Source organism: Hymenobacter citatus, from assembly GCF_014333615.1.
In the GTDB taxonomy this organism is placed as follows: Bacteria; Bacteroidota; Bacteroidia; order Cytophagales; family Hymenobacteraceae; genus Hymenobacter; species Hymenobacter citatus.
In genome coordinates this window covers 1-26878 of sequence record NZ_JACSCY010000023.1, presented here as the reverse complement: position 1 = coordinate 26878, position 26878 = coordinate 1, and the positions used below count along the sequence as shown (strand labels likewise).

General features: G+C 56.2%; 21 protein-coding genes. 13 read left to right on the top strand and 8 right to left on the bottom strand.

Annotation, left to right across the window (positions count from 1 at the left end; all coding sequences use genetic code 11):
• Positions 1–170: 170 nt before the first annotated feature.
• From H8B15_RS19575 to H8B15_RS19545, 7 genes are all read left to right on the top strand, one after another.
• The gene (locus H8B15_RS19575) at positions 171–2012 is read left to right on the top strand and encodes a hypothetical protein (protein ID WP_187321347.1); all 1842 of its coding nucleotides are present in this window, start codon (positions 171–173) and stop codon (positions 2010–2012) included.
• A gap of 101 nt (positions 2013–2113) precedes the next feature.
• A complete protein-coding gene (locus H8B15_RS19570; protein ID WP_187321346.1) occupies positions 2114–2452 on the top strand; it encodes a hypothetical protein in 339 nt (112 codons plus the stop codon).
• A gap of 117 nt (positions 2453–2569) precedes the next feature.
• The gene (locus tag H8B15_RS19565; RefSeq protein WP_187321345.1) at positions 2570–4408 is read left to right on the top strand and encodes an ABC transporter ATP-binding protein; all 1839 of its coding nucleotides are present in this window, start codon (positions 2570–2572) and stop codon (positions 4406–4408) included.
• A gap of 148 nt (positions 4409–4556) precedes the next feature.
• Positions 4557–5063, top strand: a complete 507-nt coding sequence (locus H8B15_RS19560; RefSeq protein ID WP_187321344.1) for a hypothetical protein — start codon at positions 4557–4559, stop codon at positions 5061–5063.
• 9 nt (positions 5064–5072) lie between these two features.
• On the top strand, positions 5073–5666 hold the full coding sequence (gene lpcA / locus H8B15_RS19555) for a D-sedoheptulose 7-phosphate isomerase (protein WP_187321343.1): 594 nt from the start codon (positions 5073–5075) through the stop codon (positions 5664–5666).
• 115 nt (positions 5667–5781) lie between these two features.
• Complete coding sequence (locus tag H8B15_RS19550) at positions 5782–7320, top strand: YifB family Mg chelatase-like AAA ATPase (protein ID WP_187321342.1); 1539 nt, start codon at positions 5782–5784, stop codon at positions 7318–7320.
• A 226-nt stretch (positions 7321–7546) separates the two neighbouring features.
• Positions 7547–8575, top strand: a complete 1029-nt coding sequence (locus H8B15_RS19545; protein WP_187321341.1) for a quinone-dependent dihydroorotate dehydrogenase — start codon at positions 7547–7549, stop codon at positions 8573–8575.
• A 56-nt stretch (positions 8576–8631) separates the two neighbouring features.
• Here the strand turns inward: H8B15_RS19545 and H8B15_RS19540 are convergent, their stop codons facing one another.
• Together H8B15_RS19540 and H8B15_RS19535 are read right to left on the bottom strand one after the other, a co-directional pair.
• Positions 8632–9306 carry a DUF2306 domain-containing protein gene (locus H8B15_RS19540; protein ID WP_187321340.1) on the bottom strand — a complete coding sequence of 225 codons (675 nt, stop codon included), beginning with the start codon at positions 9304–9306 and terminating at the stop codon, positions 8632–8634.
• A 156-nt stretch (positions 9307–9462) separates the two neighbouring features.
• Positions 9463–10611 (bottom strand): acyloxyacyl hydrolase, encoded by a 1149-nt coding sequence (locus H8B15_RS19535; protein ID WP_187321339.1) that lies wholly within the window; start codon positions 10609–10611, stop codon positions 9463–9465.
• Between the two features lie 245 nt (positions 10612–10856).
• Between H8B15_RS19535 and H8B15_RS19530 the strand changes: the two genes are divergently transcribed.
• From H8B15_RS19530 to H8B15_RS19515, 4 genes are all read left to right on the top strand, one after another.
• A complete protein-coding gene (locus H8B15_RS19530; RefSeq protein WP_187321338.1) occupies positions 10857–11597 on the top strand; it encodes a porin family protein in 741 nt (246 codons plus the stop codon).
• Positions 11598–11756: 159 nt separating this feature from the next.
• Positions 11757–12425, top strand: a complete 669-nt coding sequence (locus H8B15_RS19525; protein WP_187321337.1) for a porin family protein — start codon at positions 11757–11759, stop codon at positions 12423–12425.
• 158 nt (positions 12426–12583) lie between these two features.
• Positions 12584–13183: a porin family protein gene (locus H8B15_RS19520; RefSeq protein ID WP_187321336.1), complete on the top strand. Its 600-nt coding sequence runs from the start codon at positions 12584–12586 to the stop codon at positions 13181–13183.
• Between the two features lie 131 nt (positions 13184–13314).
• Positions 13315–13911, top strand: coding sequence for a porin family protein (locus H8B15_RS19515; protein ID WP_187321335.1), 597 nt, complete (start codon positions 13315–13317; stop codon positions 13909–13911).
• Between the two features lie 76 nt (positions 13912–13987).
• Here the strand turns inward: H8B15_RS19515 and H8B15_RS19510 are convergent, their stop codons facing one another.
• On the bottom strand, positions 13988–15355 hold the full coding sequence (locus H8B15_RS19510) for a dipeptidase (protein ID WP_187321334.1): 1368 nt from the start codon (positions 15353–15355) through the stop codon (positions 13988–13990).
• A gap of 226 nt (positions 15356–15581) precedes the next feature.
• Between H8B15_RS19510 and H8B15_RS19505 the strand changes: the two genes are divergently transcribed.
• Positions 15582–16331, top strand: a complete 750-nt coding sequence (locus H8B15_RS19505; protein WP_187321333.1) for a LytR/AlgR family response regulator transcription factor — start codon at positions 15582–15584, stop codon at positions 16329–16331.
• Between the two features lie 98 nt (positions 16332–16429).
• On the opposite strand, the gene H8B15_RS19500 is transcribed toward H8B15_RS19505, so the two are convergent.
• Positions 16430–18427 carry an ATP-binding protein gene (locus H8B15_RS19500; RefSeq protein ID WP_187321332.1) on the bottom strand — a complete coding sequence of 666 codons (1998 nt, stop codon included), beginning with the start codon at positions 18425–18427 and terminating at the stop codon, positions 16430–16432.
• A 366-nt stretch (positions 18428–18793) separates the two neighbouring features.
• Between H8B15_RS19500 and H8B15_RS19495 the strand changes: the two genes are divergently transcribed.
• Positions 18794–19174 carry a hypothetical protein gene (locus tag H8B15_RS19495; protein WP_185282361.1) on the top strand — a complete coding sequence of 127 codons (381 nt, stop codon included), beginning with the start codon at positions 18794–18796 and terminating at the stop codon, positions 19172–19174.
• A gap of 98 nt (positions 19175–19272) precedes the next feature.
• Here the strand turns inward: H8B15_RS19495 and plsY are convergent, their stop codons facing one another.
• The 4 genes from plsY to H8B15_RS19475 form a co-directional block, all read right to left on the bottom strand.
• Positions 19273–19914 carry a glycerol-3-phosphate 1-O-acyltransferase PlsY gene (gene plsY / locus H8B15_RS19490; protein WP_187321331.1) on the bottom strand — a complete coding sequence of 214 codons (642 nt, stop codon included), beginning with the start codon at positions 19912–19914 and terminating at the stop codon, positions 19273–19275.
• A gap of 145 nt (positions 19915–20059) precedes the next feature.
• Positions 20060–25372 (bottom strand): hypothetical protein, encoded by a 5313-nt coding sequence (locus H8B15_RS19485; protein ID WP_187321330.1) that lies wholly within the window; start codon positions 25370–25372, stop codon positions 20060–20062.
• Positions 25373–25401: 29 nt separating this feature from the next.
• Positions 25402–26232: a 50S ribosomal protein L11 methyltransferase gene (prmA, locus tag H8B15_RS19480; protein ID WP_187321329.1), complete on the bottom strand. Its 831-nt coding sequence runs from the start codon at positions 26230–26232 to the stop codon at positions 25402–25404.
• A 99-nt stretch (positions 26233–26331) separates the two neighbouring features.
• Positions 26332–26718 (bottom strand): 7(1) septoil knot domain-containing protein, encoded by a 387-nt coding sequence (locus H8B15_RS19475; protein WP_246455747.1) that lies wholly within the window; start codon positions 26716–26718, stop codon positions 26332–26334.
• Positions 26719–26878 lie beyond the last annotated feature (160 nt).

Here is a 26878-nt window from a genome sequence, read left to right as displayed (position 1 = left end):
TGTTCAATAGTAGCGGCCCCTATTACAAACCATAGGCAATCAACAAAACCCAGCTAGCTTCCCTACATCGGGTAGGCCCGTTTTTTGTCGGCTGCCCCGCCCTACCCCAACTACAAACTACGTAGGTTTGTCCTACCACTCGCTGCGCTGTGGCTGCTAGTTCTGCTTCTATGACTACTCGTTTACTCCTGCTGTCTTGCCTGGGTTTGCTGGCGGGCCGCACGCTGGCCCAAACAACGGACTCTACCACCCGCGCCAACGGCCCTACTTGGCTGGTGTACGACCAGTCGGCGCCCAAACCGGCGCCGCCGCACCAGACTGGTCAGGGTACTACCTACGTGCCGCTCGACCAGGACGTGTACCGCCTAATCGACCGTTACGCCATCAAATACGGCGCCGATTCGCTGGGCGACCCGCACACCTCCGTACGACCTTACACCCGTGCCAGTGCCGCCCGCCTGGGCGAACGAATGTTGCTTGATAGCACGGAAGCGGGCACATTTTCCCGCGCCGACCGTTTCAACGCCCGCTACCTGCTGCGCGACAACTGGCCGTATACAATGGAGCTGCTGGCGCAGAACACCAGCCGAAATCCTATCCTGAAGTACTTTTACCACAATACCAGCGACCTATTCCACGTAGAAAAGCCCGATTTTACGCTACGCGTGAATCCGGTAGCCTATCTAAGTGCGGGACACGATAACCGCATGGATGGGCTACGCTATGTGAACACCCGCGGCATTCAGGTGGAAGGTACCATCGATAAAAAGTTGGGCTTCTATACTTTCCTGGCCGACAACCAGATGGCCGTGCCTGGCTACGTGCAGGACCGCATCCAGCGCGACAACATTGTGCCGCACGAAGGCTATTGGAAGTATTTCAAAGGCGAGGGCGGCAATCAGTACGATTTCCTTTCGGCTCGGGGCTATATCACCTACGCGGCCAGCCGGCATATCAACCTGCAATTTGGGCACGACCGGAACTTCATCGGCAATGGCTACCGCTCCCTGATTTTATCGGACTACACGGCGCCCTACCTGTTTCTGAAGCTGAATACGCGCATCTGGAAGTTCAACTATCAGAACCTATTCACGCAGATGACAGCTGAGCGGGAAAACGCCGATGCCATTTACCAGAAAAAGTACATGACCTTCCACCACCTGAGTCTCGACGTGACGTCGAACTTCAACGTGGGCGTGTTTGAGTCGGTAGTATTTGCGCGGGGCAAGGGCGGCTACGAGCTAGGTTACCTCAATCCTATTATCTTCTACCGCAGCGTGGAGCAGCAAGTAGGCTCGGAAGACAATTCCCTGCTCGGCCTGGATTTCAAGTGGAATATCAAGCGCCGCTACCAGCTCTACGGACAACTGGTGCTGGATGAGTTTTCGATCAGCCAGGTGCGCTCTGGCGATGGGTGGTGGGCCAACAAACAGGCTATTCAGCTGGGCGCTAAGTATATAGACGTGGCCGGGATTAGCAATTTCGACTTGCAAGGCGAGTTCAACTACATCCGGCCCTACACCTACCAGCACGAAGACAAGTACCGCAACTACCAGCACTACAACCAGCCGCTAGCGCACCCTATGGGCGCCAACCTGTACGAATTCATTGGTATTGCTAGCTACCAGCCCCCGCGCCTACCTCGTCTAAATCTGGTAGGAAAGGCCTTCTACTCCGTGCAAGGGCTGGATCTGCCGCCCGTGCCAAATTATCCTGCCATTGGCCCCGCCAACAACTACGGCGGCAATGTGCTCTATCCCTATAATAATCGTCCGCTGAACCCAGATGGTAGCCTGCGGGAGTACGGCTACAGTGTAGGCGACGGCAACCGCAGCAAGCTTCTGCATCTCGACCTAACGGCGACCTACCAGCTGCGCCACAACCTCTGGCTCGACGCCAAGCAGATCATCCGTCACCGCAGCTCACAGTATGCTATTGCGGCTGATGGCACGGAAAGCTACACCTCGGTAGCCCTGCGCTGGAACATTGCCCAGCGCCTGCACGAGTTTTGATGCGATAGAACGTCATACTAGCACACGTCATTTCAACCATTCTGCGCATCAAGCAGAGAGGAGAAATGACGGTCTTCAACGGCCTACTACCCTACCTCTGTATGCGGCACGATTCGCCTACCATGCTGCTGTATTGTCCAGTTGCCCAGCAGGAGTTGGATGCTATTGCCGCCGCTCATTGGGTGGCGCTACCGGTGGGCCTGCTGCGGCAACCGGCTTTCTATTTTACGCCCGAAGAAGCCACTACCGCTTACTATACGCAAGCCAGTACCACAGACACGGGCTACCTAGTGCGTTTTGCTAGTGATGCAGAATACGCGGCAGCCTTTCCGACACATTCTCCGAAGAATGGCCCTACCTCTATGAGGGTACCTGCCGAGGAGATGGTAGAGTTTAATTACCACATTATGGGGCAAATTGAGGTGGTAGCCGTGTTGTAGTAGGGGGGCCGTCGTTTCGGTAGTAGTTCAGCCGGTTGTGTCTGCGAAAACGCTCCTATTCGTTCTGTAACAGGTGCGTGCCACGCGCCCCTACGATTGCCTACCTTTGCGGGGCTTATGAAGATTTACCTCCGCATTCTGCAATACGCGCGGCCTTACGCCGATTTCCTACCCCTGTACATGGTGTACACGGTGCTGAATATTTTCTTCGGCATCGCCAATTTCGCCATGCTGGTGCCCCTGCTCAACGTGCTGTTCGATACCACGCACACGATGGAAATACCGGCGGCTCTCCCCCCCTTTTCCCTCACGTTGGAGTACATCAAGGAGTTATTCAACTTCTACTTTGCGCAGGTGCTGGCGGCCGAGGGTAGGCTGGGCGCCCTGGCTTTTGCGTGTGGCATTGTGGTGCTGTCGGTGCTGCTGAGCAACCTGTTTCGCTACCTCAGCCTGCGGATTCTGGCGCGCGTACGGGCACGCGTGATTCGAACCATGCGCGCTGATCTGTACCAGCATGTAACGACGCTCCAACTCGGCTATTTTTCGCAGGAGCGCAAGGGCGATTTGATGTCGCGCTTCACCAACGACGTGCAGGAAGTGGAAAACTCGGTGGTGAATACGGTAACGGCCGTGCTCCAGGAACCACTCAAGATCATTGCCTACTTCGCGGTGCTGTTTGCTATGTCGGTGAAGCTGACGTTGTTTACGCTGGTACTGCTGCCCATTTCGGGGGGGCTGATTTCGGGGATTTCCAAACGGCTGAAGCGCCAAGCCCAACAAAGCCAAAGCACGCTGGGCACCATGCTTTCGGTGATTGACGAGATGCTGGGCGGTGTGCGCGTTATCAAGGCCTTCAACGCCGAAGCGTATATGACGGAGAAGTTTCGGGAACAGAACGACCTGTACGCCCGCACGGCCCGCCGCATCGACAACACCCGCGACCTGGCCTCGCCGTTTTCGGAGTTTGCTGGTGTATCAGTGGTAGCGGGGTTGCTGTACTACGGCGGCACGCTGGTGCTGGGCGGTGGGTCCGATTTATCGGCCTCGGTATTCATCACCTACATCATTCTGTTTTCGCAGGTGCTGGTGCCGGCTAAGGCGTTGTCGTCGGCGTTCAGTAATATCCAGCGTGGGCTGGTGGCCGGCGAGCGGGTGCTGCGCGTCATCGACACCGAACCTACCATTCAAGATCAACCCAACGCGGCCGTACTGCCCAGCTTCCAGCATCAGATTGAGCTGCAAGGCGTGCAGTTTGGCTACGGCGAGCAGCCCGTGCTGCAAGACATCAACCTGACCATTGGCAAGGGTAAAACGGTAGCGCTGGTAGGCCCTTCGGGCGGTGGCAAAAGCACCCTGGCCGACCTCCTACCCCGCTTCTACGACGTAACGGGCGGCCGCATTCTGGTAGATGGTCACGACGTTCGCGACGTCACCATCCATTCCCTGCGCGACCAGATGGGCATTGTAACCCAGGAGAGCATCCTGTTCAACGATACTATTTTCAACAACATTCGCTTCAACACTCAGGCTACGGAAGCAGAGGTAGTGGAAGCCGCCAAAATTGCCAATGCCCACGACTTTATTACGGCAACGGCCGACGGCTACCAGACCGTCATTGGCGACCGGGGCGCCCGTCTTTCGGGCGGACAGCGCCAGCGCCTGAGCATTGCACGAGCTATTCTGCGCAACCCTCCTATTCTTATTCTGGACGAAGCCACTTCGGCCTTGGATACGGAATCGGAAAAGCTGGTGCAGGAAGCCCTTACCCGCCTAATGCAAAGCCGCACGTCGTTGGTTATTGCCCACCGCCTCAGCACCGTGCAGCACGCCGACGAGATTATTGTGCTGCAAAACGGCCGCATTGTGGAGCGCGGTACCCACCAAGAGCTACTGCAACAGAATGCCGGCCTGTATCAGCGCCTCAACCAATTGCAAGGCAGCGGGGCGCTGGTGTAGCATGCCAACGGAACGTATGCACTCTGCGTTATATAGTAGCTGATACTTACAGATTCGGCCTCCTGACTCGAAAAATTTTATATTTCGCATCGGGAGCTGGACTGCACGCTTGTTCCTTCATTTTCTAACGCTCTGCCTTACTACCTATATGCTCTTCCTGAAACGCCTGACAACCATTCTGGTAATGGTTTACTTGCTGCTGGCTCTGTTGTTTATCTTCAGCCCGGCCGCCCGCGACACGTTTGCTTCGGCCATTGGACTAGGAACTGAGCCGGCCACTTTCTATAACACGCTCTTTATAGTAGCGGTGGTATTGCTAGCGGCGCTACTGCTCGTAGAAAATCTTGATAGCACCGTTTTGCGGCGCCAGATAGGACAGTTGGAAGGCAAGATCAACGAGTTGAAAGCGCGTCTATACGACCACCAGTTGGAGCAGCGTGAGCGAGACTTCCAGCAACGCCCCGGTACCGTACCGGGCACTACCACCTACCCCGACGAAATTGTAATGACGCCTACCCCCGGTGCACCAGTAGGCTCCATTCCGCGGCGGCCAGTGTTTCCGCAGGAGGATCCTAGCCTCAGCAATGCTCCGTTGGAGAAGCCCAATACCATCATTCCACCCGCCAACGACGCCGATAACTCCACAACCCGTTAACTTCGCGGCGTGACGAACACTCCATTATCTGACCTTATCCGGGCCGAGCTCACCACTGCCCGTGACCTGCTGGACCGCTTTCTGGCCGATCCGGCCAACCTGGCTGCCATTGAGCAGGCCGCTCGCCTCATGGCCGATGCGCTTCAGCACGGCGGCAAAATCCTGACCTGTGGCAATGGCGGCTCGCTCTGCGACGCGCAACATTTTGCCCAAGAGTTATCTGGCCGGTACCGCGCCGACCGGCCCGCACTAGCCGCTATTGCCCTCACCGAAGCCTCCCACATGAGCTGCGTGGCCAATGATTATGGGTATGACCAGGTGTTTAGCCGTTTCGTAGAGGCGCTGGGTAGGCCCAACGATGTGTTGGTTGCCATTAGTACCAGCGGCAATTCGCCCAATGTTCTGCGCGCCGCCGAGGCCGCCAAAGCTGCTGGTTTGAGCGTAGTAGGCCTCACAGGCAAAGACGGCGGCAAGCTTGCTACCCTCTGCGACGTAGAAATCCGTGCGCCCCATACCGGCTACGCCGACCGGATTCAGGAAATCCATATCAAGGCCATTCACATTATGATTCTGCTGATTGAGCAACTAGTGATTGGAAAATAAATGAAGAGGGCCGTTTAGTATTTTATACATCACTACGGCACGTTTTTCGACAACGCAAAAGCCAGCTCTACGGGGCTGGCTTTTGCGTTGTCAACCTTATTTTTCTCTATTCACGATGCTTACCAAAACCTACGGCTCGGCCGTGCAGGGGGTGAATGCTACCACTATTACGATTGAAGTTGTTGTATCGCAAGGCACTAATTTTTATGTGGTTGGCCTACCCGACAATGCCATTAAGGAAAGTCAGCAGCGGGTGGAGGCGGCCCTGAAGTTTCGGGGGTATCGGATGCCGCGTACCAAGGTGGTGGTGAACATGGCGCCGGCTGATATTCGCAAGGAAGGCTCGGCGTATGATTTGCCGATTGCGCTGGGCATTTTGCACGCGTCGCAGCAGCTTGCCACCGAGCAGCTGGGCGAGTACATCATTATGGGCGAGTTGGCACTCGACGGGGGCCTGCGGCCCATTCGGGGCGTGTTGCCCATTGCCATTCAGGCGCGTAAGGAAGGCTTCAAGGGCATTATCTTACCCAAAGAAAATGCCCTTGAAGCAGCCATTGTTAACAACCTCGATGTGATTCCTGTAGAAACTATGCAGGAGGCTATCGATTTCTTCGAGGGTAGGCAGATGATTGCACCGGTGCAGATGGATACGCGCCACGTGTTTCAGCACGAAGCCAACCGTTATGCCGCCGACTTTGCCGACGTGCAGGGACAAGAAAACATCAAGCGGGCGTTGGAAATTGCGGCCGCTGGCGGCCACAACGTCATCATGATCGGGCCGCCCGGCGCGGGCAAAACCATGCTGGCCAAACGCCTACCCAGCATCCTACCCCCACTGAACATGCACGAGGCCCTGGAAACCACCAAGATTCACTCGGTGGCGGGAAAGCTGGGCAGCAATGCTTCGCTCCTGACAACGCGACCATTCAGGAGCCCGCACCACACGATTTCGGACGTGGCCCTGGTAGGCGGGGGCGGCAACCCACAGCCGGGCGAAATTTCGCTGTCGCACAACGGGGTGCTGTTTCTGGACGAGCTGCCGGAGTTTAAGCGCACGGTGCTGGAGGTAATGCGCCAACCGCTGGAGGAGCGCCGCGTGACCATCTCCCGCGCCAAAGTCAGCATTGATTTTCCGGCCAACTTCATGTTGATTGCCTCAATGAACCCCTGTCCGTGTGGCTACTACAATCATCCTGAGAAGGAATGCGTGTGCGGCCCCGGCGTGGTGCAGCGCTACCTCAACAAAGTATCGGGTCCATTGCTCGACCGCATCGACCTGCACGTGGAGGTGACGCCCGTGACTTTTGATCAAATGACGGAAACGCGCAAGGCTGAAAGCAGCGAGAACATCCAGCAGCGAGTAGAGAAAGCCCGACAGGTGCAGGCCGCACGGTTTGCGGAGTTTCCCGAAATTCACTCCAACGCCATGATGCCCTCGCAAATGGTAAAGGACATTTGTCAGATAGACCCGGCCGGCCGCACCCTACTCAAGACGGCTATGGAGCGCCTTGGCCTCTCGGCCCGTGCCTACGACCGCATCCTGAAAGTGGCCCGCACCATTGCCGACCTGGCCGCCACCGACGCCATCGGCATCGAGCACTTGGCCGAAGCCATCCAATACCGCTCGCTGGATCGCGAAGGCTGGGCGGGGTAGGTGGTGAATGGTGAGATGGTGAGATGGTGAGATAGTGAGATGGTGAGTTAAAATATGCCTGTCATGCTGAGCAGAGCCAAGAATCTTCTCGCGCGAGAACGACGAACGTAACAACGACTCGTTCTGACGTGAGCAGGTCCTTCGCTCTGCCCAGCATGATAGGCATCTTTTAACTCACCTCTTCACCATCTCACCATTCACCATTCATTACCATCTTTGTACTGCTATGTACAAAGCCCTTCTCAAACCTCTACTCTTCCAACTCGACGCGGAGCGGGCGCACCACGTTGTTTTCAATAATCTGAAAAGCGCCTACCGCCTGCCGGGTACGGCAGCGTTGCTGCGCGGGTTGTACGACTTCCAGCATCCAAAACTAGAGCGCGAGGTTTTCGGCTTGAAATTCCGAAACCCAGTGGGATTGGCGGCGGGACTCGATAAGAATGCCGTGCTGACCGATGAGCTGGGGGCATTGGGCTTCGGCTTCGTGGAGATTGGAACGGTGACGCCGCGGCCGCAGCCGGGCAACCCTGCGCCTCGCCTGTTTCGGCTGCCCCAAGATGAGGCACTGGTGAACCGCATGGGTTTCAACAACGATGGGGCCACTGCAGCCGCTCAGCGCCTGCGGCAGCGCCGTAACCAGCAGCTCATCATTGGCGGCAACATTGGCAAGAACAAAGACACGCCCAACGAGCAGGCCGCCCAAGACTACGTAGCCTGCGTGGAAGCGCTACACGAGGTAGTCGACTATTTCGTGGTGAATGTATCGTCGCCGAATACACCGGGGCTGCGGCAGTTGCAAGAGCGCGAGCCCCTGATACAACTGCTACAGCAGGTGCAGGAACGTAACCAGTCCCTACCCCAGCCGCGCCCACTCCTGCTTAAGATTGCGCCCGACCTAACGGATTCGCAGCTTGACGACATCCTGCTTATCGCCCGCGAAACCAACCTCAGCGGGTTGGTGGCTACTAACACCACCATCAGCCGCGCCGACCTGCGCACCGCTACCGACCACGTAACCAGCCTGGGTGCGGGTGGCCTGAGCGGCCGGCCGTTGCGGGAGCGTGCTACCGAGGTCATTCGCTTCCTGCACCGGCGCACCAATGGCGGCCTACCCATCATTGGGGCGGGTGGCATTCACTCGCCCCAGGATGCACAGGAAAAGCTGGCCGCCGGCGCGTCGCTGGTGCAACTGTACACCGGGTTTGTATATGAAGGCCCGGCCTTGGTAGGGCGTATCAATCGGGCACTGGTGTAGGGGCGCGTTGCACGACTCGCGCACAGACTCGCACGGTGAGCGTGTGCTTTGTCTCCCTACCCTCTACGCAGTGCTTCTATGCGAGCAGCCCAGTGCTGGCGGGCAAACTGCTGCTTGTAGCGGCGCTGCACCCATATCATGGGGGGCACGATGAGTAGCGTAGGCCACAGAAAGTTAACCGGCCACGGAATGAACGTAAGGCTAGTAGCCGAAAATGCCGATACGGCCGCAATATAGGCGCCCACAAACCCCGAAATATGATTGAGCAGCCACTGCCCCGGTACGGGTGGTGCCGTGCGCATGTAGGACCATAGTTGCCGTCCCGTCAGCATCATTCCAATGGCTCCGAACACCGCGGAGGGCACCACGCCACGCAGGAAGCCGTACAGCAGCGTGCCGCCAAAAATCAGTAGGCCTGCCCCTACCCCCAGCCAGTCGGGAAGGGTAGGGCGCTGGCCGTGCCCCAGCTGCTTGAGGTAGAGTGAGCGGTAGCCGAAGCACGCTAGGTAGAGGCTGAAGATGCCCGTTAGCAGCAAGAAGGTAAGGCCCTTGATGCTTGCCAGCGCCACAGCCGTGCCGCCTGCTACCACCATTGCCCAGAAGAACACCTTCCCCCAGCGCCGGTGCGCCGGGCCGCCCTTGCGCACCCACATGGCCACGGGCGCCACAAAAAAACCCGTAAATCCGGCCGCAATGTGTAGCCAGCGTATGAGGAGCAGAAAGGGTTCCATGGTAGTGCCTTGCGAAGTTGTGAACAATGAGCGGAAGATAGCCGCCGACGGAGCTGCCTCCCAATGCGTGCCACCCAACTGTCAACTGAACCGGACGAAGTGTCGCATAGCGCCACTCACTCACTCACTCACTCACTCACTCACTCACTCACTCACTCACAGCTTCACCCCTACCCGCAGTTCCAGGGCATCGGCGGCGGCGCGGTGCACTTTCAGGTCCACATCCCCAAATACGCGCTTGGTGAAATGATACTTCAGCCCCAGCCGCTCGTAGTAGAACGGATTGGATTTGTAGGGATTGTAGATGTACACGCCCAGGTGCGAGACAAAAGCCAGCCGCCCGAATAATAGCTCGTGCCCGATGTACACGCCGGCCTTTCTGATGTCGGGTAGCCTACCACCCGTCTGCGTGGTATCGCCATCCATACGCTGCGCAGCTCGCAGCGACTGATCCTGAAAGCCCTCCAGGCCCAGCATCAGGTTGCTTTTGCGGTTGAGGCGCTTGCCCACCGCCACCGTGGCCGAAAATACGGAGTAGCGCCGGTTGACCCACTGGTCGGTTTCCCGCAGTTGCTTGAAGGCGTAGCTGGTGCTCAGGTTCACAAAAAACCGCCCAATATCGTCCGGCTCGGCAGCCATGGCATCGGGCTGCGGTTGGAAAGCTCGCTGCTGATGGTAGTTCACTCCCAGTACCACCGAGGGCAGGTTGATACCCCGGTTGGGCTTGGTGGTAGCGCCGTTGGAATAGTGGTTGAACGCTACCCCCATCAACAGCCCCAGGTGGTCAGACACGGCCACATCGTACTCCACACGGGTCTGAATAGTCGCGTTCAGACGCGAGCCAATCATTTCATTTTTTTTATTATCGTAACGGTCGTAGCTGGTGGTGAAGTAGCCCAGTCCGGTACCTAGTCGAAAATTCAGCTCCTGCCGCGCGGTGCGCCAAATGGCCTTATTGATGTAGGCCGTAGCCGCAAAAGACTGGCCCAGCATGGGGTTGTGGTAGTCGTAATATACCAGCGCCAGCCCTACTTTGGGGTAACGGTACCAGGCGTGCCAGGGTGCCGTGCCTGTGGTCTGGCGTTGCAAATTCAACTCGACTCCCGTAGGGTGCGACACTGCCAAATGGGTTATGGCTGGTGTATGCGCCATAATAAAGCTACCCTGCGCGTATGCCCCCACTATGTAGGGTGCTACCCGTTCTGTTTGCTGGGCCTGAGCAACCGTGGCACCACCCAGCAATGTAGCGCACCATACCCAATATTTACCACTCCACTGGGGCGTGGCAGAGAAGCAATACTTCAAAAGCCAAAAATAATTACGCAGGCAATTTGCGAAACGCGCCAAGCTGGTCTTCTTAGGCAAAGAGCTGATTGAATACGATTTAGCCGGAAACAGAGTCATAAATACCTATTTACTTGAATATTTCCGGCAGACTATACGAGAGCGAATGACTGTAACCTTCTCTCCCTATTAGGCAGTATGAGCCCCTAAAATTAGTTGTCAAGCAGTTTGACTACTATCCGTTCAGGCTTTAAATCTGACTTCCCATGAAAAAAATTGCACTTCTTTCTCTCGCCATTGTTTCGGCTGCTTCGGCTGCTCAGGCGCAATCCGGTCCTCGTCTCGGTATTCGGGTAGGCGGTACACTGGCTAATATTGGCGGCAAAGATGCCGACCAAGTAAATGGCTACGCCGGTGACTTACAATACAAGCTCGGCTACAATGCCGGTATCTCTTACCAGCTTCCTTTGAGCAGCGACGGTTTTTGGACGCTGGCTCCCGAATTGCTTTACAACCGTAAAGGTTTCGAGCGTAGTTATGAGCTAAAAGACCGTAGTACCCTCACGGCCAATGGCTACGGCGCTAACGTCGATAAATTTAAATACCAGAACAAGCGCGTGTTGAGCTACATCGACCTACCCATTCCGGTGCGGATTAACACTGCTCCCGGCGGGTCGGGCCTGTACTTCGAACTGGGTCCACAAGTAGGCTACATGGTGGCTTCCAAACAAGAAACGGAAACCAACATTAAGTACAACGACAATACGCCAGAGCGCAACGAAAAAATGGGCACTAGCAAGGAGAAAGAAGACCTCGCTAGCTTCGACATCGGTGGTGTAGCTGGCATTGGTTACCAGACGGCTGGTGGTTTCAGCATTGGCGTACGCTACAACCAAGGCTTCAAGACGCTATTCGACACAAAGAACACTAGCGCCCGCAACGAGCCAAAAGCTTTCAACCGCGCTTTCACGGCGCAAGTTGGCTACCTCATCCCCTGGGGTAAATAATCTCAAGAGGAATAAAAAGGGCCAGGTAACTCTTCGTGAGTCATCTGGCTCTTTTTTTATTGAACTACCCCACCCATTTACGTTCTTTTTCGTTTACTACCCTAACTGGCGTGCTTCTGATAGGCTACGCCACACCACCTACCTTTTTTCATAAAATTCATGAAAAAGTCTTTTATCATTGCTGGTTCATTGGCTATTGCAGCTGCATTTGGAGCCCAAGAGTCGCGGGCACAGGGCGTGCGCGTGGGCGTGAAAGCCGGTGCTAACCTCTCCAATCTAGCGGGCGACGTAACCAACGAAGACCGTTTCGAAAACAAGTTTGGCTTTGTGGGCGGCGTCATGCTGAACGCCCCACTGATTGCCGATGGTTTCCTCTCGATTCAACCTGAGCTGCTGTACTCGCAGAAAGGCTACAAGAACAACAGCTCGTCTGTTTTCGGCACCTACAAGTACGAGGGCCGCGCCAACTACAACTACCTCGATCTGCCAGTGCTGGTGAAAATCAACGCTGGCGGCTTCTTTGTGGAGGCTGGTCCGCAGTTCAACTATCTGCTCAACCGCAACGACAAAACCGTACGTACCAACAACGTTACGGGCACACGCGCCGACTACAACTCCGGCGACTATGACCTAAGCAACGTGAACCGTTTTGAGGTAGGCTACGCCGCTGGCCTGGGCTTCCAATCCGAGAATGGCCTTATCCTGGACTTGCGCTACAACGGCTCGTTCACTGATTTCACCAAGGATGGCTACCAGGGCAACGACCTACGCAATGCCCGCAACTCCTTGTTCCAACTCTCGTTGGGCTACCTGATTACCTCGCGCTAGGCAGCGCGCTTACTACTAATGCTTAATGCCCACGTTGCTTTGCCAGCGTGGGCATTTTGCTTTTTATATGAAGAATTAGTGAAGTCGGGCAAGAATATTGCTTAGCAGCCGCGGCGCAATATCGCGCATTACTTATATTATTTTTTACTCTTTTCAGTATGAAAAAAGTTTTATTATCTGTTCTCGTAGCGGTTGGTCTTTCTACTACGGCTGCTCATGCACAAGGCGTACGGTTGGGTGTAAAAGCTGGCGCTAGCCTCACCAGCTTTACTGGTAAGGATATCGAGGATGTTGAATACAAATTTGGATTTCACGGTGGTGGAGTAGCGGAAATAGGTCTTTCTGAAAGCTTTGCTGTTCAGCCTGAAGTGTTATTCTCAATGAAGGGAGCCAAAGCTGAAGGCATGGGTGATTATCGTTTTAACCAGAGTTATATCGATGTCCCAGTCCTACTAAAATTTAAAGCTGATGGTTTGTTCTTTGAGGTAGGCCCACAAGTTGGCTTTCTAGTAGGCTCGAAGTTCAAAGTTGACGACCTATCCGTCGATTCTAAAGAAGCTTTCAAAACCGTTGACCTTGGTTATGCGGCAGGTTTAGGCTACCAAGCTGCCAGTGGCCCTATGATTGGCCTGCGCTATAATGGTGGTTTGAGCAAAATAGGCAAAAATGATTCCTACAACGGTATCGACATTGAAGCTGGTAATGTACGTAACAGCGCCTTCCAACTGTATATAGGCTACATGTTCGGCGGCAAGTAGACGCGTGCACAACTGCCGAGTTATTGCAAGAAAAAGGTCCATCCTGCTAAGCAGGATGGACCTTTTTCTTGCAATAACTCGGCAGGAATATTGCCGGCCCGCGGCGGTAGACTTTGTAATCACCGCATTCTATGAAAAAACTTTACTGGTCGCTCCTATTTGCTGGCGGCCTTTCTGTTTCCTCGGCCTACGCCCAGGATATACGTCTGGGCGTGAAGGCCGGGCTAAGCCTCACTTCTTTCGTGGGCGATGATGCCATCGGCACCCGGTATAAGCCCGGCTTTCATGGTGGCGGCCTGCTGGAGCTGAGTCTGGATAAAAACCTGTCTGTCCAGCCCGAGCTTCTGGTTTCTATGAAGGGTTCGCGCTACGAAAACACCAACCTTCGTTACAACATCACTTATCTGGATGTGCCCGTGATGCTGAAATACAAGCTCGATGGCCTCTTTTTGGAAGTTGGTCCGCAGTTTGGATTTCGTTCCGACTCAGAGTTGAAGACCAACTCAGCCAGCATCAAGTGGAAAAACCATACCCGTGATGTAGACCTGGGCTATGCAGTGGGCTTGGGCTACGAAACCCCTAAAGGCGCTTTGGTGGGCTTGCGCTACAATGGCGGCGCCACTAAGCTTGGCTACGACCGGCGATTAAGCATCATCAACCTGCCAGCCCGCAATATCTACAACAGCGCCATTCAGCTGTACGTGGGCTATATGTTCGGGCGTTTGTAGCAAGCGCCAGGCTGAATGCACCAAAAAGGCCGATTCCTACCCTTAGGAATCGGCCTTTTTGGTGCATTCAGTTAGGTTATTTCGCCTTTTCCAGTGCCGCGTAGTTCTCGAAAAACAACGGAATGGTTTCAATACCTTTCAGGAAGTTGAACACGCCGTAGTGCTCGTTGGGCGAGTGGATGGCGTCCGAATCCAACCCAAAGCCAAACAGTACCGAGTCGATACCCAGCTCCGATTTGAACATGGCCACAATAGGAATGGAGCCGCCGCCGCGGGTAGGCACCGGGCGCTTGCCGAAGGTGGTTTCCATGGCCTGCGCGGCCGCCTGGTAAGCCACCGAATCGGTGGGCGTTACCACAGGCTCGCCGCCGTGGTGAGGGCGCACCTGCACCGTTACGCCCTCGGGCGCAATGCGGGTGAAGTGCTCCTGAAACAAGGCCGTAATTTCGTCGGACGTTTGGTGAGGCACCAGGCGCATCGAGATTTTGGCAAAAGCCTTGGACGGAATTACCGTTTTGGCGCCTTCGCCGGTATAGCCGCCCCAGATGCCGTTCACGTCGAGGGTAGGCCGGATGCCGGTACGCTCCACGGTGGTGTAGCCGGTTTCGCCGTAGGTGGCGGGTAGGCCGATGCTTTGCTTGAACTCGTCGTCGGAGTGCGGCACGCGGTTCAGCTCGGCGCGTTCTTCCTCGCTCAGAGTGGCCACGTTGTCGTAGAAGCCGGGGATGGTAATATGGTTGTGCTCGTCGTGCAGACTCGCAATCATCTTGCACAGCACGTTGATGGGGTTGGCCACGGCACCGCCGTAGAGGCCGGAATGCAGGTCGCGGTTGGGGCCAGTCACTTCCACCTCGTGGTAGCTCAGGCCGCGCAGCCCTACCTCAATGCTGGGCAGATCGTTGGCCAGAATGCCGGTATCCGAAATCAGAATGACATCGGCTTTCAGCTTTTCCTTATTGTTTTTGACGAAGATAGCCAGGTTGTTGGAGCCGATTTCCTCTTCGCCCTCTACCATAAATTTCACGTTGCAGGGCACGCCGCCCTGCTGCTGCATCACTTCGAAAGCCTTCACGTGCATATACACCTGGCCTTTGTCGTCGCAGGCACCGCGGGCGTATATTTTTTCGTCTTTAATCACCGGCTCAAACGGCGGCGAGTTCCACAGCTCGTAGGGGTCGGCGGGCTGCACGTCGTAGTGGCCGTAGACGAGTACGGTGGGTAGGGCGGGGTCTACCAGTTTCTCTCCGTAGACGATGGGGTTGCCGGCGGTCTGGCACAGCTCCACGTTGTCCACGCCAATTTCTTCCAGGCGCTGCTTCAGGAACTCAGCGGCTTGCAGCACGTCGCCGTGAAACTTGGGGTCGGCGGAAACGCTGGGAATGCGGAGCCAGTCCATTAGCTCATGAATGAAACGATTCTGGTTTTCTTCGAGGTAGGTAGGCATATCGTGGGGGTAGGGACGCGGGGCGCGCCCGGCGTTAGATAATCAGTTGGCAATGCGAAAGTAGGCAAGTTCGGCAATGGACGTTGTATCTGTTGCGTGCTTTTGATCTTGGCTGTACCGCTTTCGGCGCTGCAACCAAGCCCCAAAGCTTCCCTACTTTTGCCATTGCACGTATGATAGTGTAGTCGTATCCGCGTTGCCTACCACTTATACTTATCACCTACTTATGTCGGCTATTGTTCCGCTTGCCTGCGTCATCATCGACGACAACGAAATCAATCGCTTCACGCTGGAGCGCGCCGTGCAGCGCCACGACCAGCTTACGTTGGCTGCCTCTTTCCCTGATGCTGTGGAGGCCCTGACTTACCTGCACGCTGGCAACCCGGTAGACGTACTGCTGCTCGACATCGAGATGCCTCATATCAGTGGTTTGGAGCTGGTAAAGCTGCTGCCCGACCCCAAGCCTGCTGTTATTCTAGTAACCACGCACGCTAGTTTTGCTGTAGATGCGTTTGAGCTGCGCGTGCTCGATTACCTCGTAAAACCCGTGAACTACGCCCGTTTTTGCCAGGCTATCGACCGGGTGACGGAGCAGTACCGCGCCACTCCACCTGCTTCTCCTACTCCCGCTGCGCCCACCATTCCCACCGACCTTTCGGCCACTGGCACCGATTTGTTTGTGAAGACGAATGGCCGGCTGCTACGCATTAATTTTGAAGACGTACTCTTTATAGAGGCCCTATCCACTTACGTGGTGCTAGTAACCAGCAAACAAAAGCACATCGTGGGCGGCACGCTCAAGAATATGGAGGAGCGCCTACCCTTCCGTCATTTTGTGCGCGTGCACCGCTCCTATATTGTGAATCTGCACCGTATAGAGGCGCTGGAAGACAATATGCTGCAGCTCGGAACATACGAGGTACCTGTGAGCCGTGCCTACCAGGAAGAGCTAGTACAGCGACTACAAGCTTTATAAATAAATATTCCTCTTCTCCTTAAAAAAGGAATGCTTACCCGGTGCAAAGATGCAAGCAGGCGTCTTTGCACCGGGTAAGCCCCTGACGAAAGGAGTCCTTAAGAAACAGCCGGTATTTCCGCTGCCAATCCATTTACCACTTGCTCTACCTGCCGTATCAACTGTTGCACAGCGGCGGCCCGATACTTCTGGTCTTCAGCTCCCGGCCGGGGTGGGTCTATTAGCAGCTGTAAAGGTTGTGCAATGCCCGCTACCCCAAACTGAATAAGGTTTGGTTTGATGTGGTGTACCAACCTGGCCACCTCAATCCAATGCTCAGCGGCAGCAGCGGCCTGCATCTGCTGCAAGCTAGGCGGGATGTGCAGCAGAAAAGAGCGCACCATGCGCTGCACAAAGGTCTTTTCGCCATCGGCCAGTTCGTATACCTGCGCCAAGTCGTAGGGTAACGCTGGCAGTTGCAGCAGCGCCACTAGCTTGTGGTAAAACTCTTCTTCCTTGAATGGCTTAGTCAGGCAATCGTTGATGCCGGCTTTGAGGTAGCGGTCCAGATCGGAGCGAAAAGCGTTGGCAGTGAGAGCCAGCACTGGCACCTGTGCCCGTGCGGGGTCGGGGTGCAGCCGGATGTGCGTGGTAGCTTCCGCGCCGCTCATACCCGGCATCTGAATATCCATCAGCACGGCATCGTAGAGGTTTTCGGTGTGCAGGAGCAATGCAGTAGGGCCATCTTCAGCCTCATCTACCTGCACGCCCCAGCCTTGCAGCAGCCGGCGCACCACTTCGCGGTTGATGCCATTATCCTCCACCACCAGCACGCGGCAGTTGCGCAGTGCCCCGGTGTCCGTCAGCACCGGTCGCGGTGTGGTTTCGATGCCCTCGGCCCGCGGCAGCGTCACGGTGAATTGAAAGGTACTGCCGCTTTCCACCTGGCTTTCTACCTGAATGGTGCCGCCCATTTGCTCTACCAGCGCCCGGGCAATGCCCAGGCCCAGCCCCGTACCGCCGTACCGCCGGGCCGTATCGGTACCAGCCTGCACAAAATCCTCGAAAATATGATCGAGCTTATTCTCTGGAATGCCAATACCGGTATCTGTAACGCGGAAGCCGGCCGTCAGGTGTGTGTCGGTCTGGCTGAGCAGGTACCCCCCCACGGAAATGCTGCCGCCAGCTGGCGTGAACTTAATGGCGTTGGATACCAGGTTGATCAGGACCTGATTCAGCCGGTAGGCGTCGCCCATTACGCGGGGTAGCGGCTCGCGCTGAAGGAGCAGGGTAGCGTGGAACAGCAAGCCTTTCTCAGCGGCCTGCACGGCCAGCGGCTGCAACGCTACCTCCATCGACTCCCGCAAATCAAACGACATCTGCTCCAGCTCCAAACGCGCCGAGCTGATCTTGGTCATGTCCAGCACCTCGTTTAGCACCGCCAGCAAATGCTCGCCCGAGGTCTGAATAATGCGCAGCAGTTCTTGTTGGCTCTGGTCGAGGGGCGTTTTGGTGAGTTGGCGCGCCATGCCCAGCACGCCGTTCATGGGCGTGCGAATTTCGTGGCTGAGATTGGCCAGGAAGGCTTCCTTGGCCTGTGCCGAGGCCTCGGCTTTTTCCTTGCTGCGGCGCAGCTCGGCCGTTGCTTGTGCCTGTTCCGTCACGTCGAGGGCGCACAGCAGCACGTACGTTGCCTGGCTTGGTGGGTCGAGGCGTTGGGCGCGGTACAGCAGTTGTCGGGGCTGCTTGCCGCCAGTGGGTAGCAGAGACAGCTGCCCCGTTACGGGCTGGCCGGGTGCTCCTACCTGCGCCAGGTAGGCGGACAGCTCGGCAGCGGGTATCACTTCGCTAAGCGGCTGGTTTACTAGGCTGGCCATGGGCCGCTGCAATAATAGGGCAAAGGCCAAGTTGCAAAAGCGTAATCGACCGTAAAGGTCGTGCGCGGCCACAGGCGCCGGCAAATCATAAAGTACCTGATCTATGCCAAACGCGCTCGGCTTGCTGTTGGCTGCCGCCTCAGCCAAGCGACGCTCGGCGGCGGCGGCTCGCTCGTTGGCGGCGAGCAGTGCCTGCTCCAGCTCCGCAATACGCGTTGCTGCATCGGTGGGTGCAAGCATAGAGCTGGGGGTAGGTAGCATAGCGAAACCAATAGAAGCGTCCCGTCAATTAGTATAATCTAGTGTAGCGCTTCTACCAGGCAAGGGTAGGAACAATACGCCCAGGAGCCATAAGTCAGAATGAGGTTGATGATCCGGCGGTATGCTGCGTTTCATTCACTCTAAAACTACGGCCATTCACTACAAAAAGTGGCCCATTCGGCAGAAATCCCAGCACTGGGTCAACTTCCGCAGTACTCTTGTATTGTCAACAGCGCAACAAAGCCACCGCGGCACCTTGCACGCTCTGCTTACCTAATGCTGTAGACCAAACAACTCTTTTCTACAAACAAACTTACGTCATCACCCCTCCTACCTTTTACCATCATGGCATACTCTACCTCCTCCCCCGCTGGCCAAACCGTACAAGAAATCATCAACTCGCTGCCTGGCCTGATGGCCGTAGCGGTGGTAGACGTGCAATCGGGCATGGCCCTGGCCTCGCACTCCAACACGCCCAGCCTGAACCCCGAAACGGCCGCTGCCTACAACACCGAGGTAGTGAAACAAAAGCAGAAAGCAATGACTGCGCTAAAGCTGGCCGGCGAGAAAATTGAAGACATCCTGATGACGCTCAGCAACCAGTTGCACCTTATCAGACTTGCTGACGAAGGCAAGAAATTCATCTACCTCGTGGTGAATGCCCGCGACACCAACCTGGCTATTGCCCGCGACGTGATGCGCCAAGGCGCCGAGCTGCTGAAGTAGCACTAGCTAACGAGCATTGCCGCTAAACCGAAGCCTCCTCCGCGGCGGCCTACCCCAGGGTAGGCCGCCGCGGAGGAGGCTTCTTCTATTATGTTGGCTTATTTTTTATCCCACGGCATGGGCACGCGGCTTTCGGTGCCGGCGCGCAGGCGGCCGATGTTGGCCCGGTGCGTGTAGATCAGCAGCGCCGCCAGCACAAACCCAAACCACAATAGCAGCTGATTATCGGGCCGAAACGCGGGCAGCAACTGCAACACAGCAAACGCCACCCCCGCCGTCATCGACGACAGGGACACGTAGCGTGTCAGCAGCAGCATCGTGATAAAGACCAGAATGCATATGCCTACCGTGGCGGGTGCTATGGCCAGCATCACACCCAGAATAGTGGCCACGCCCTTGCCCCCGCGAAACTGCGCAAACACTGGGTAAATGTGCCCTAACACGGCCAACACTCCGCAGGCTAGCTGAAAGTAGAGCAATTGTCCCGGCGCAATGGCCTCCTGGCTTACCAGCCACGCGGCCAGCGAGGTAGCCAGCCAGCCCTTCAGCACGTCTACGGCCATCACAAAGGAGCCGGCCTTCTTGCCCAACACCCGAAACGTATTGGTAGCCCCCGAATTACCGGAGCCGTGCTCCCGAATATCGAGGTGGTAGAAACTGCGCCCTACCCAGAGGGCTGTGGGGATAGAGCCAAGCAGGTAGGCGCCCAGCAGCGCGCCCAATATGTAGAGAAAGTGCATAAGGGAGAGAACAGGAAGTCGATCAAAGATACAGGCTTTGGCAAGGTTGCCTACTTCTCAATGGTTTCTACCAGCAAATGACGAGGCACCGGAACCGCCTAGCACGAAACAGCCCTACCCTGATTATCGGGGTAGGGCTGCTTGCTTAGTCTTCGCCGAAGGGGTCGTTGGCGGCGCGTTTCTTTTTCTTCTTTTTGTCGTCCTCTGCCTTGGGCTCGTCAGGCTTGGCTTCGGTAGCAGTTTCCTTTTTCTTCTTGTCTTTCTTCGATTCCTCGGCGGGCGGGGCGTCGGCGTTTGTTGCGTCGGCCGCTACTTCTTCCTTGGCCTTTTTCTTCTTTTTGCTGGGCTCTTCCATTGGTGCTTCATCGGCGGGTTGGCTGCCATCGGCGGCTACCTCGTCGGTTTGGCCCTTCTTCTTTTTCTTCTTTTTACCGGGGTCCTCCGCAAAATCGAAGTTGCCCGTACTGCCCGACGACTGCACTACCACTTTACGTTTGCCAGTTTCGCCCAGGTAGTCCTTGCGGAAGTGCGTCAAGAAGGATTCCACTTCCAGATCATCGCCCAGGAAGAACCCATAGGACGTGGCCGTGTTGTAGTCGCCCTTGGCTTTCTGTCCAATCAGCTCGTCGTAGGAGCCGTGTTGCGCTTTGGTGAGAAGCAGGTTGTTGGCATACTTGAGGTAGTACCACGTTTGCGGCTCGGCTTCCAGATACAGTTCCACCACGTCGCCGTTCTCATCTTTCCGGATTTCCACGTAGCCATCAATCAGTACGTTCAGGTCTTTGCTCATGATGTTGGCCACGCCAATCTTACCCTCCGAGTACCACGCTTTCTGCTTCTCCGACCACACCAGATTCACCTTATTCAGCAAAATGGTGTAGGTGAACTTGTTGGACACTTTCAGCAACGACGCGTTATTGCCCTTGCGTGTGTCGAAGGCTACGGCCGCACTGTTACCCGCAAACTCGCCGATTTTGTACAGATCCTCCCGCGACCCATCCAAGGCCTGGGGGGCAAACTTGGCGTTTTTAGCAATGTCGTCGGCCATGGCCTGCACTGCTTTGTCGGGCATGTTAATGTCAAAGCCCAGCATCGTATTCAACTGGTAGATAGCGCTATCGGGCTTGGCATAGCCTAAGCCGGCCGCTACCAGAGTATAATCCTTATTGGAGTTGATGAGGTTCAGCTTACCCCGAAAGTTGATTGCCGCCGTGGTATCATTAAAGGTCAGCACGTCGCCTTCGTAGATGTCCGTGGCCGCCGGATCGTGGCGGCTGATGGTGAAGTCGCGCTTTTTGCTGTTGTAGCGCAGTTCGCCATCCACCGTAAACAGGCCCAAATCATCGGCGTTATGCTTGGCAGCCACAAACAACGGATAGATTTTGGACGATCCGCTGGACAAAAACAAGCCGGTGAGCATAGGCGTCCCATCTTCCGTCTTGGGCTCATTGAGGTGAATGCGCACGTCTTTCGGGTCGATGCTATCCTTCACGGCAAACCAATCGGAAGCTCCGGGTAACTGGCTGAACTGCAAGCGTGCCTGCCCTTCAAACGTAAAGCCCGGCTGTTGCGAGTTCATAATCATACTACCCCGGTAGGAAATACGCGGTGCCAGCAAGAACTTATCGGCCGCCTGAATGCCGCCCACAGCAATAGTCGGCGGCGAAGCTGGACCAGCATTCAGTGCGTTTTTGTTGCCCCGCAGCTTACCCAGCACACCACCCGTTTTGGCCGTAGAGGCCAGCGTCCCCCGCATCGCGGTAGAGTCGGAGTGGAAGTTGGAAAACTTAATAGCAAACGAGTCGGCAGCGGTCTGGTACTTAAACATAGCATTACCGCTGAACGCCGTGCGCGACTGAATCGTGATGGCGCCCTGGTACAGATTGTGGTACTTGGCCAGCGTATCCATCACAATACCTGCATTCTGGAATGGCCGCATCTGCGCATTTGCCAGAATGTATACCTTGCTCGAATCGGGCGTAATCCAGGCATCGGCAGAGGCAATGCGGGGTACGCCGCCGGCCACCAGGCGGTAGCGGCTCAGGTCGTAGTTGCCGGTACTGGCCCGGAACTTCAGCCCGTTCTGCTCAGGCTTGGTGGAGTAGAAGTAGGAACGCGACGAGTCGGCGCCGGGTGCCACGCGCATCTGCACCAGCTTTTTCTGGAAGTCCCAGCGGCCACCACTCAGCGTAGTGCGGTAGTCGGAATAGGGCAGCTCGATGCTGGCCTTGCTACCCTCCTCACGGGTGAAGTCGGCAAAACCTTTCTGCAAATCATATTCAAAGGCTACTTCATTCGCTACCAGCGCTGGTTTGTTCGGTTCCGCCGATTTAATACTCAGCGTCGACTGCTTGCCGGTGTAGTTCTTCGTCTTAAAGGCCAGCTGCGGCGAGCGGATAAACGACTGCGGCCCATCAAGCCCGCCGTTGCCGTAGAGGCCACCGGGTGTGAGCGTAGCCGTGCCCTTAAACTTGTAGTTGCCGTCGTAGAAGCGCATGGCGTCGCCGTCGCGCTGAGTGCTCAGGTACATCGAGTCGCGCAGCACGGCCCACTTCATCTGGTAGCCGGGTTGCAGTGTTACCTTGGCAAACTCTACCCCCTTCAGCGGCCCCGGCGTGATGGTACCAGTCTTACCCACGGTTACCACCGAGTCTTTGTAGAAGATAAATTGGTCGCTGCTGAAGTCCCCGGTCAGGTACTTGATATTCCCTTTTGCTAGCAACCCGCGGTTGCTCATGTTCACCTTGTTAAACAGCACACCTTTGCCGCCATAGAGCGGAAAACCCTCTTTGGGCACATCGTAGGTGAAACCCAGCGCCCCATCTTCCTGCAAGCTCAGCTTAGTCTTGAAATCAGGCATGATGCCACCCGAGTGAAACGTGCCCGTAAACCCGACTGCCGAGCGGTTTCGGTTGTTGAGCGAATCGATGCGAAATGGCGGAATGTCGAAGTACATGGTGCTGTCGTAAGCGCCGCCTAGTACGTCGGGGTTGTTGAAGAACACGGCTGCACCAGTGCTGGCATCAAAGGCAGGGTAGGCACCTAGCTTCTTGCGGCCCGATTTGTTGTCGGGGCTATTGATATAGAGCTTACCAGCCGACTCACCTTTTTGATTGGCAATGCTGAAATCGCGTACGCGGGCCTTCATCACCGAGCCTTTGGCACCCTTGCCTTTCACAATAATAGAGTCAATCTTGGTCAGGTCGATGTAGAAGCCGTCATAGTCAAACTTGAACTTCTGCCCCTTGAACACGAAGGCCGAGGCTACTACGGTACCATTGAACACCACCCCCCGGTTTTTCTGAATGTGGATAATCGAGGAGTCCGGCTTCACATATACCGTCACCGAGTCGTCGGAGAAGTTGAAGCGCTCTACCCCGCGCACCAGCAGGTCGTTGGTGTTCAGGTTCAGGGTAGCGTTGTTGCCCTTTGGTGCCAGCGACTTAATCGCCAGGTGGTCGTAGTCCTTCTTATTCCGGGCCGAGTTGACGTAGTGCGTGGCCTTGGGCAGCACCACAATCTCGTCGGTTTCGGGGCGCCAGCGCACGTAGCTGTCGCGGGCTAGGCCGGCGGCGGCGGTGCGTACGTTGGGTTCCTTGATGTTCAACTCCTGCGCAATTTCCTGCACCGTAATCAGCTTCTGATTGTTGTGGCGCTGGCTGTAGCCTACCACCATCTGCAACGGGTGCAGCTTGTTGATGGCTTTGATCTGCTGATAACGCGTGTTGGTATAAAACTCCCGCGACTCGAAATCGGCTGTTACTTGGTTTTTGGCCGTCAGCATCGAAAAGTTGATGTCGGGCGAGTTTAGCGGCCACGTCACCAGTTCCGTCCCGATTTCCATTTGGTGGTAGGAGTCATAGTAGGGCGTGTTTTTGTACAAGCCTGCTTCGCGGGTAAGTTGCAGCAGCTGGCGCGGCTTCGAGAACTTCATTTTCACACCGGGGTGCGTGAGCGAATCCGTTTTATCCTCGAAAATGGTAACGGCCGCCCGCGCCGCCGAAATCAGCGTGTCGCCTAGCACATACGCTTTCGACGACGCCCGAAATTTGGGTTTGCCGTTGGCGTCCACCAAAATGCGCGACAGGCTGCCATCCAGCGAAGCCGACAACATGCGCGAGCCTGCCAAGGAGAAGCCACCGTAGTAGCGGATGTCCTGGCCCAGGTCCTTCACGCGGGCATCGTTGGTGAGGGAGATAAAGCGCGGGTAGCCCGTGTCGGTAGCGCCCGGTTTTTTCTTGATCAGCTTATACGCCAACGCACCCAAAATGGGCTCTTCCAGCACAGCAGCGTAGGTAAACTTCACTGGCTCGGCTTTGAACTCGGCTTTGTTGATGTCGAAATCATACGGTCCTAGCACAGCGGTAGCCGGGCTGTTGTTCACAGTCCAGGCAAATTCACCGTTTCCACCTACGAAATGGTGGCTAGAGGGCACTACCGCGCCGCTGGTTTTGCGCAGCACCACAGAGTCGCCGCCGCTGGCCATGTATAGGTCCACGTCTTTTAATACCAGCACCGGTCCTTTTGTGCTGGGTGCCATATACGAATCGAATACGTAGGACGGCGCAGCCGATGATTCCGGTTCTGGCTCAGCCTCCGGCTCGGGAGCGGCCGCCTCTTTGGCGGGGGTAGCCTTGGCAGCGGCGGCTGGTTTGGCCGGCGTTTTCTTCTTAACGGGTGTTCCCCAGCCATCGTCGGTATCGCCCCAGCCGCTGCCGTCGCTGCTGCTCCATAAGTCGCTGGTATCCCAGCCACTGCTGACCTTCTTCTTGGGAGCCGGCTTAGCTTTCGCAACTGGTTTGGCCGCAGCCTTGGCAGGGGTAGGCGCCGGCTTGGCCGGCTCGGGCTTGGGTGCTACGGGCTTTGGGGTAGGCCGAAGCGCTTCGGCAACGGCCGGCATGTCTGCCTCGTTGTAGGCAAAGCTGAACGAGCCACCATCGGCGCGCAGCGTGCTATAGCGCGAGTGGTAGAGGTAGCGGGTTTCGATGAACTGCGTGGCTGCCAAGAGGAACTTCTCCGCATCGCGGGGGGCGTCCTTGTCTACGGTTTTGGTCAGTACGTCCAGCAGCTCGTCGGTTTGCTGGTCGGAAAAGTTTTGCTTGGTTTTGGCCGTTACCAGCAGGTTGTACAGCGTTTCGAGGTGGGGGCGCGGCTTGAAATTCTTCGCTAGCATCTGCTGCGACAGCGTCACTATTTTGCCTTGCTGCGTGGCCGTGAGGCGGTTGCTGGCCCACAGCTCCTGCAAGCGAGCAGCAGAGGCCTTGGCTGCCGCATTGTTGGTCGAAGCCATCATCACCTGCACATCCTGCATGAACTGCGCCGGGTCGGAAGAGAGCTTGCCCACAAACCGCGGGGCTGGTGTTGCCGTGCCCGCCGCCGGGCGGGTTTGCTGCGCCCAAGCTGGTGCACCCAGGCCTACCATCACCGCACAAAGCCAACCAAGAACCTGTTTTTTCATACTAATGCCGTCAAAACCCACTAAACAGGCTACAATTTCGTAAAAATTGCCGAAACCCAGTTATTCTTCTTTCTATTTGATTGATAGGCTAATCCCTGCTTCTTAGCTTCCTCTTGAATCTTGGATAAATCCTCTTCATAGAATCCGCTGAATATTATAGGGCAGCCAGCTGGCAGCAGGGCGGCGTAAGCGTGCATATCCTCCAGCAACACGTTGCGGTTGATGTTGGCCAGAATAATATCAAACGGCGCTTCTCCTTCTAGCACCTCTACCCCACCCAGGCGGCACTCGGCCTCGGGAAAACCGTTGTCCTGCACGTTGTCGCGGGCGTTTTCTACAGTCCAGGGCTCCACGTCTACAGCCAGGATTTCGCGGGCGCCCAGCATACCAGCCATAATGGCCAGAATGCCCGTGCCGCAGCCCATGTCCAGCACGCGCTTGCCCTGGTGGTCTACCGTTAGCTGATTTTCAATCATCAGCGCGGTGGTTTCGTGGTGGCCGGTGCCGAAGGACATGCGCGGCATAATCACGATGTCGTACTCTACGCCGTCGGGCTTAGGGTGGAAGGGAGCACGCACCGATACTTTATCGGCAATGATGAGGGGCTGAAAGTTCTTTTCCCACTCGGCATTCCAGTTTTGACGGGTGATGATGCGGTGGTCGTACTCGATGACGTCGGTACCCTGGTAGCGACTCATGATTTCGGCTACGTCGTCGGGGTTGAATACGTCTTCGGTGGTGTAGGCGCAAAAGCCTTCGTCGTTGTCTTCAAACGTATCGAAGCCTACCTGACTTAGCTCGGCAACCAGAATGTCGGCCAGCTCGCGCGGGGCCTGAACGCGTACTTCTACAAAATCCATAGTGTGGGGAAAGAATGGGCGAAGGCAAAAAAAATGCCGCCCGTGATAGTTCGGGCGGCAAGTTCGCAGGAAAATCTGCGGTAGTTGGTGGAGTGCGCCCTACTGCGGCCGACAGCCGGCATAAGAACGCACATCGGTATAGTGAATTGTGAAGTCGGCCAGATTCCGATTTTCGGTCACAAAAATGCGATAGTCGGCAAAGTCGCGGGCGTCGGTGAAGGCCCACAGGCCGGCCTGGTCGGCGAAGAGCTTGTTGTCTTCTTTGTACACCATGAGGTTGGTGAAGGCCGTTTCCTGCTCTACGTACACGACGGCAAAACACTGGTTGCGGCGGCGCGGGTCGGTTTCGAGGAAGATGGAGCCGTAGATGCGGCAGGGGTCTACGCTTCCAAGGGTCACTACCCTCGCGGGCGCGGCAAACGGCACGTGCGCTTCGGGCAGCGCGAACGTCAGAAAACCAGCAAAGAAAAGTTCAGCAAGCATCATAACAGAGCAGACAACAACCCGGCCGGGTTTGGTTCAGCTAGCGGGCAGTAGAAAGGCCAATGCTTATTGAACGTCATTCCGAGCTTGTCGAGGAATCTCGCGTGCTGATGCCAGATACTATCTTTCGTCAGCACGCGAGATTCCTCGACAAGCTCGGAAT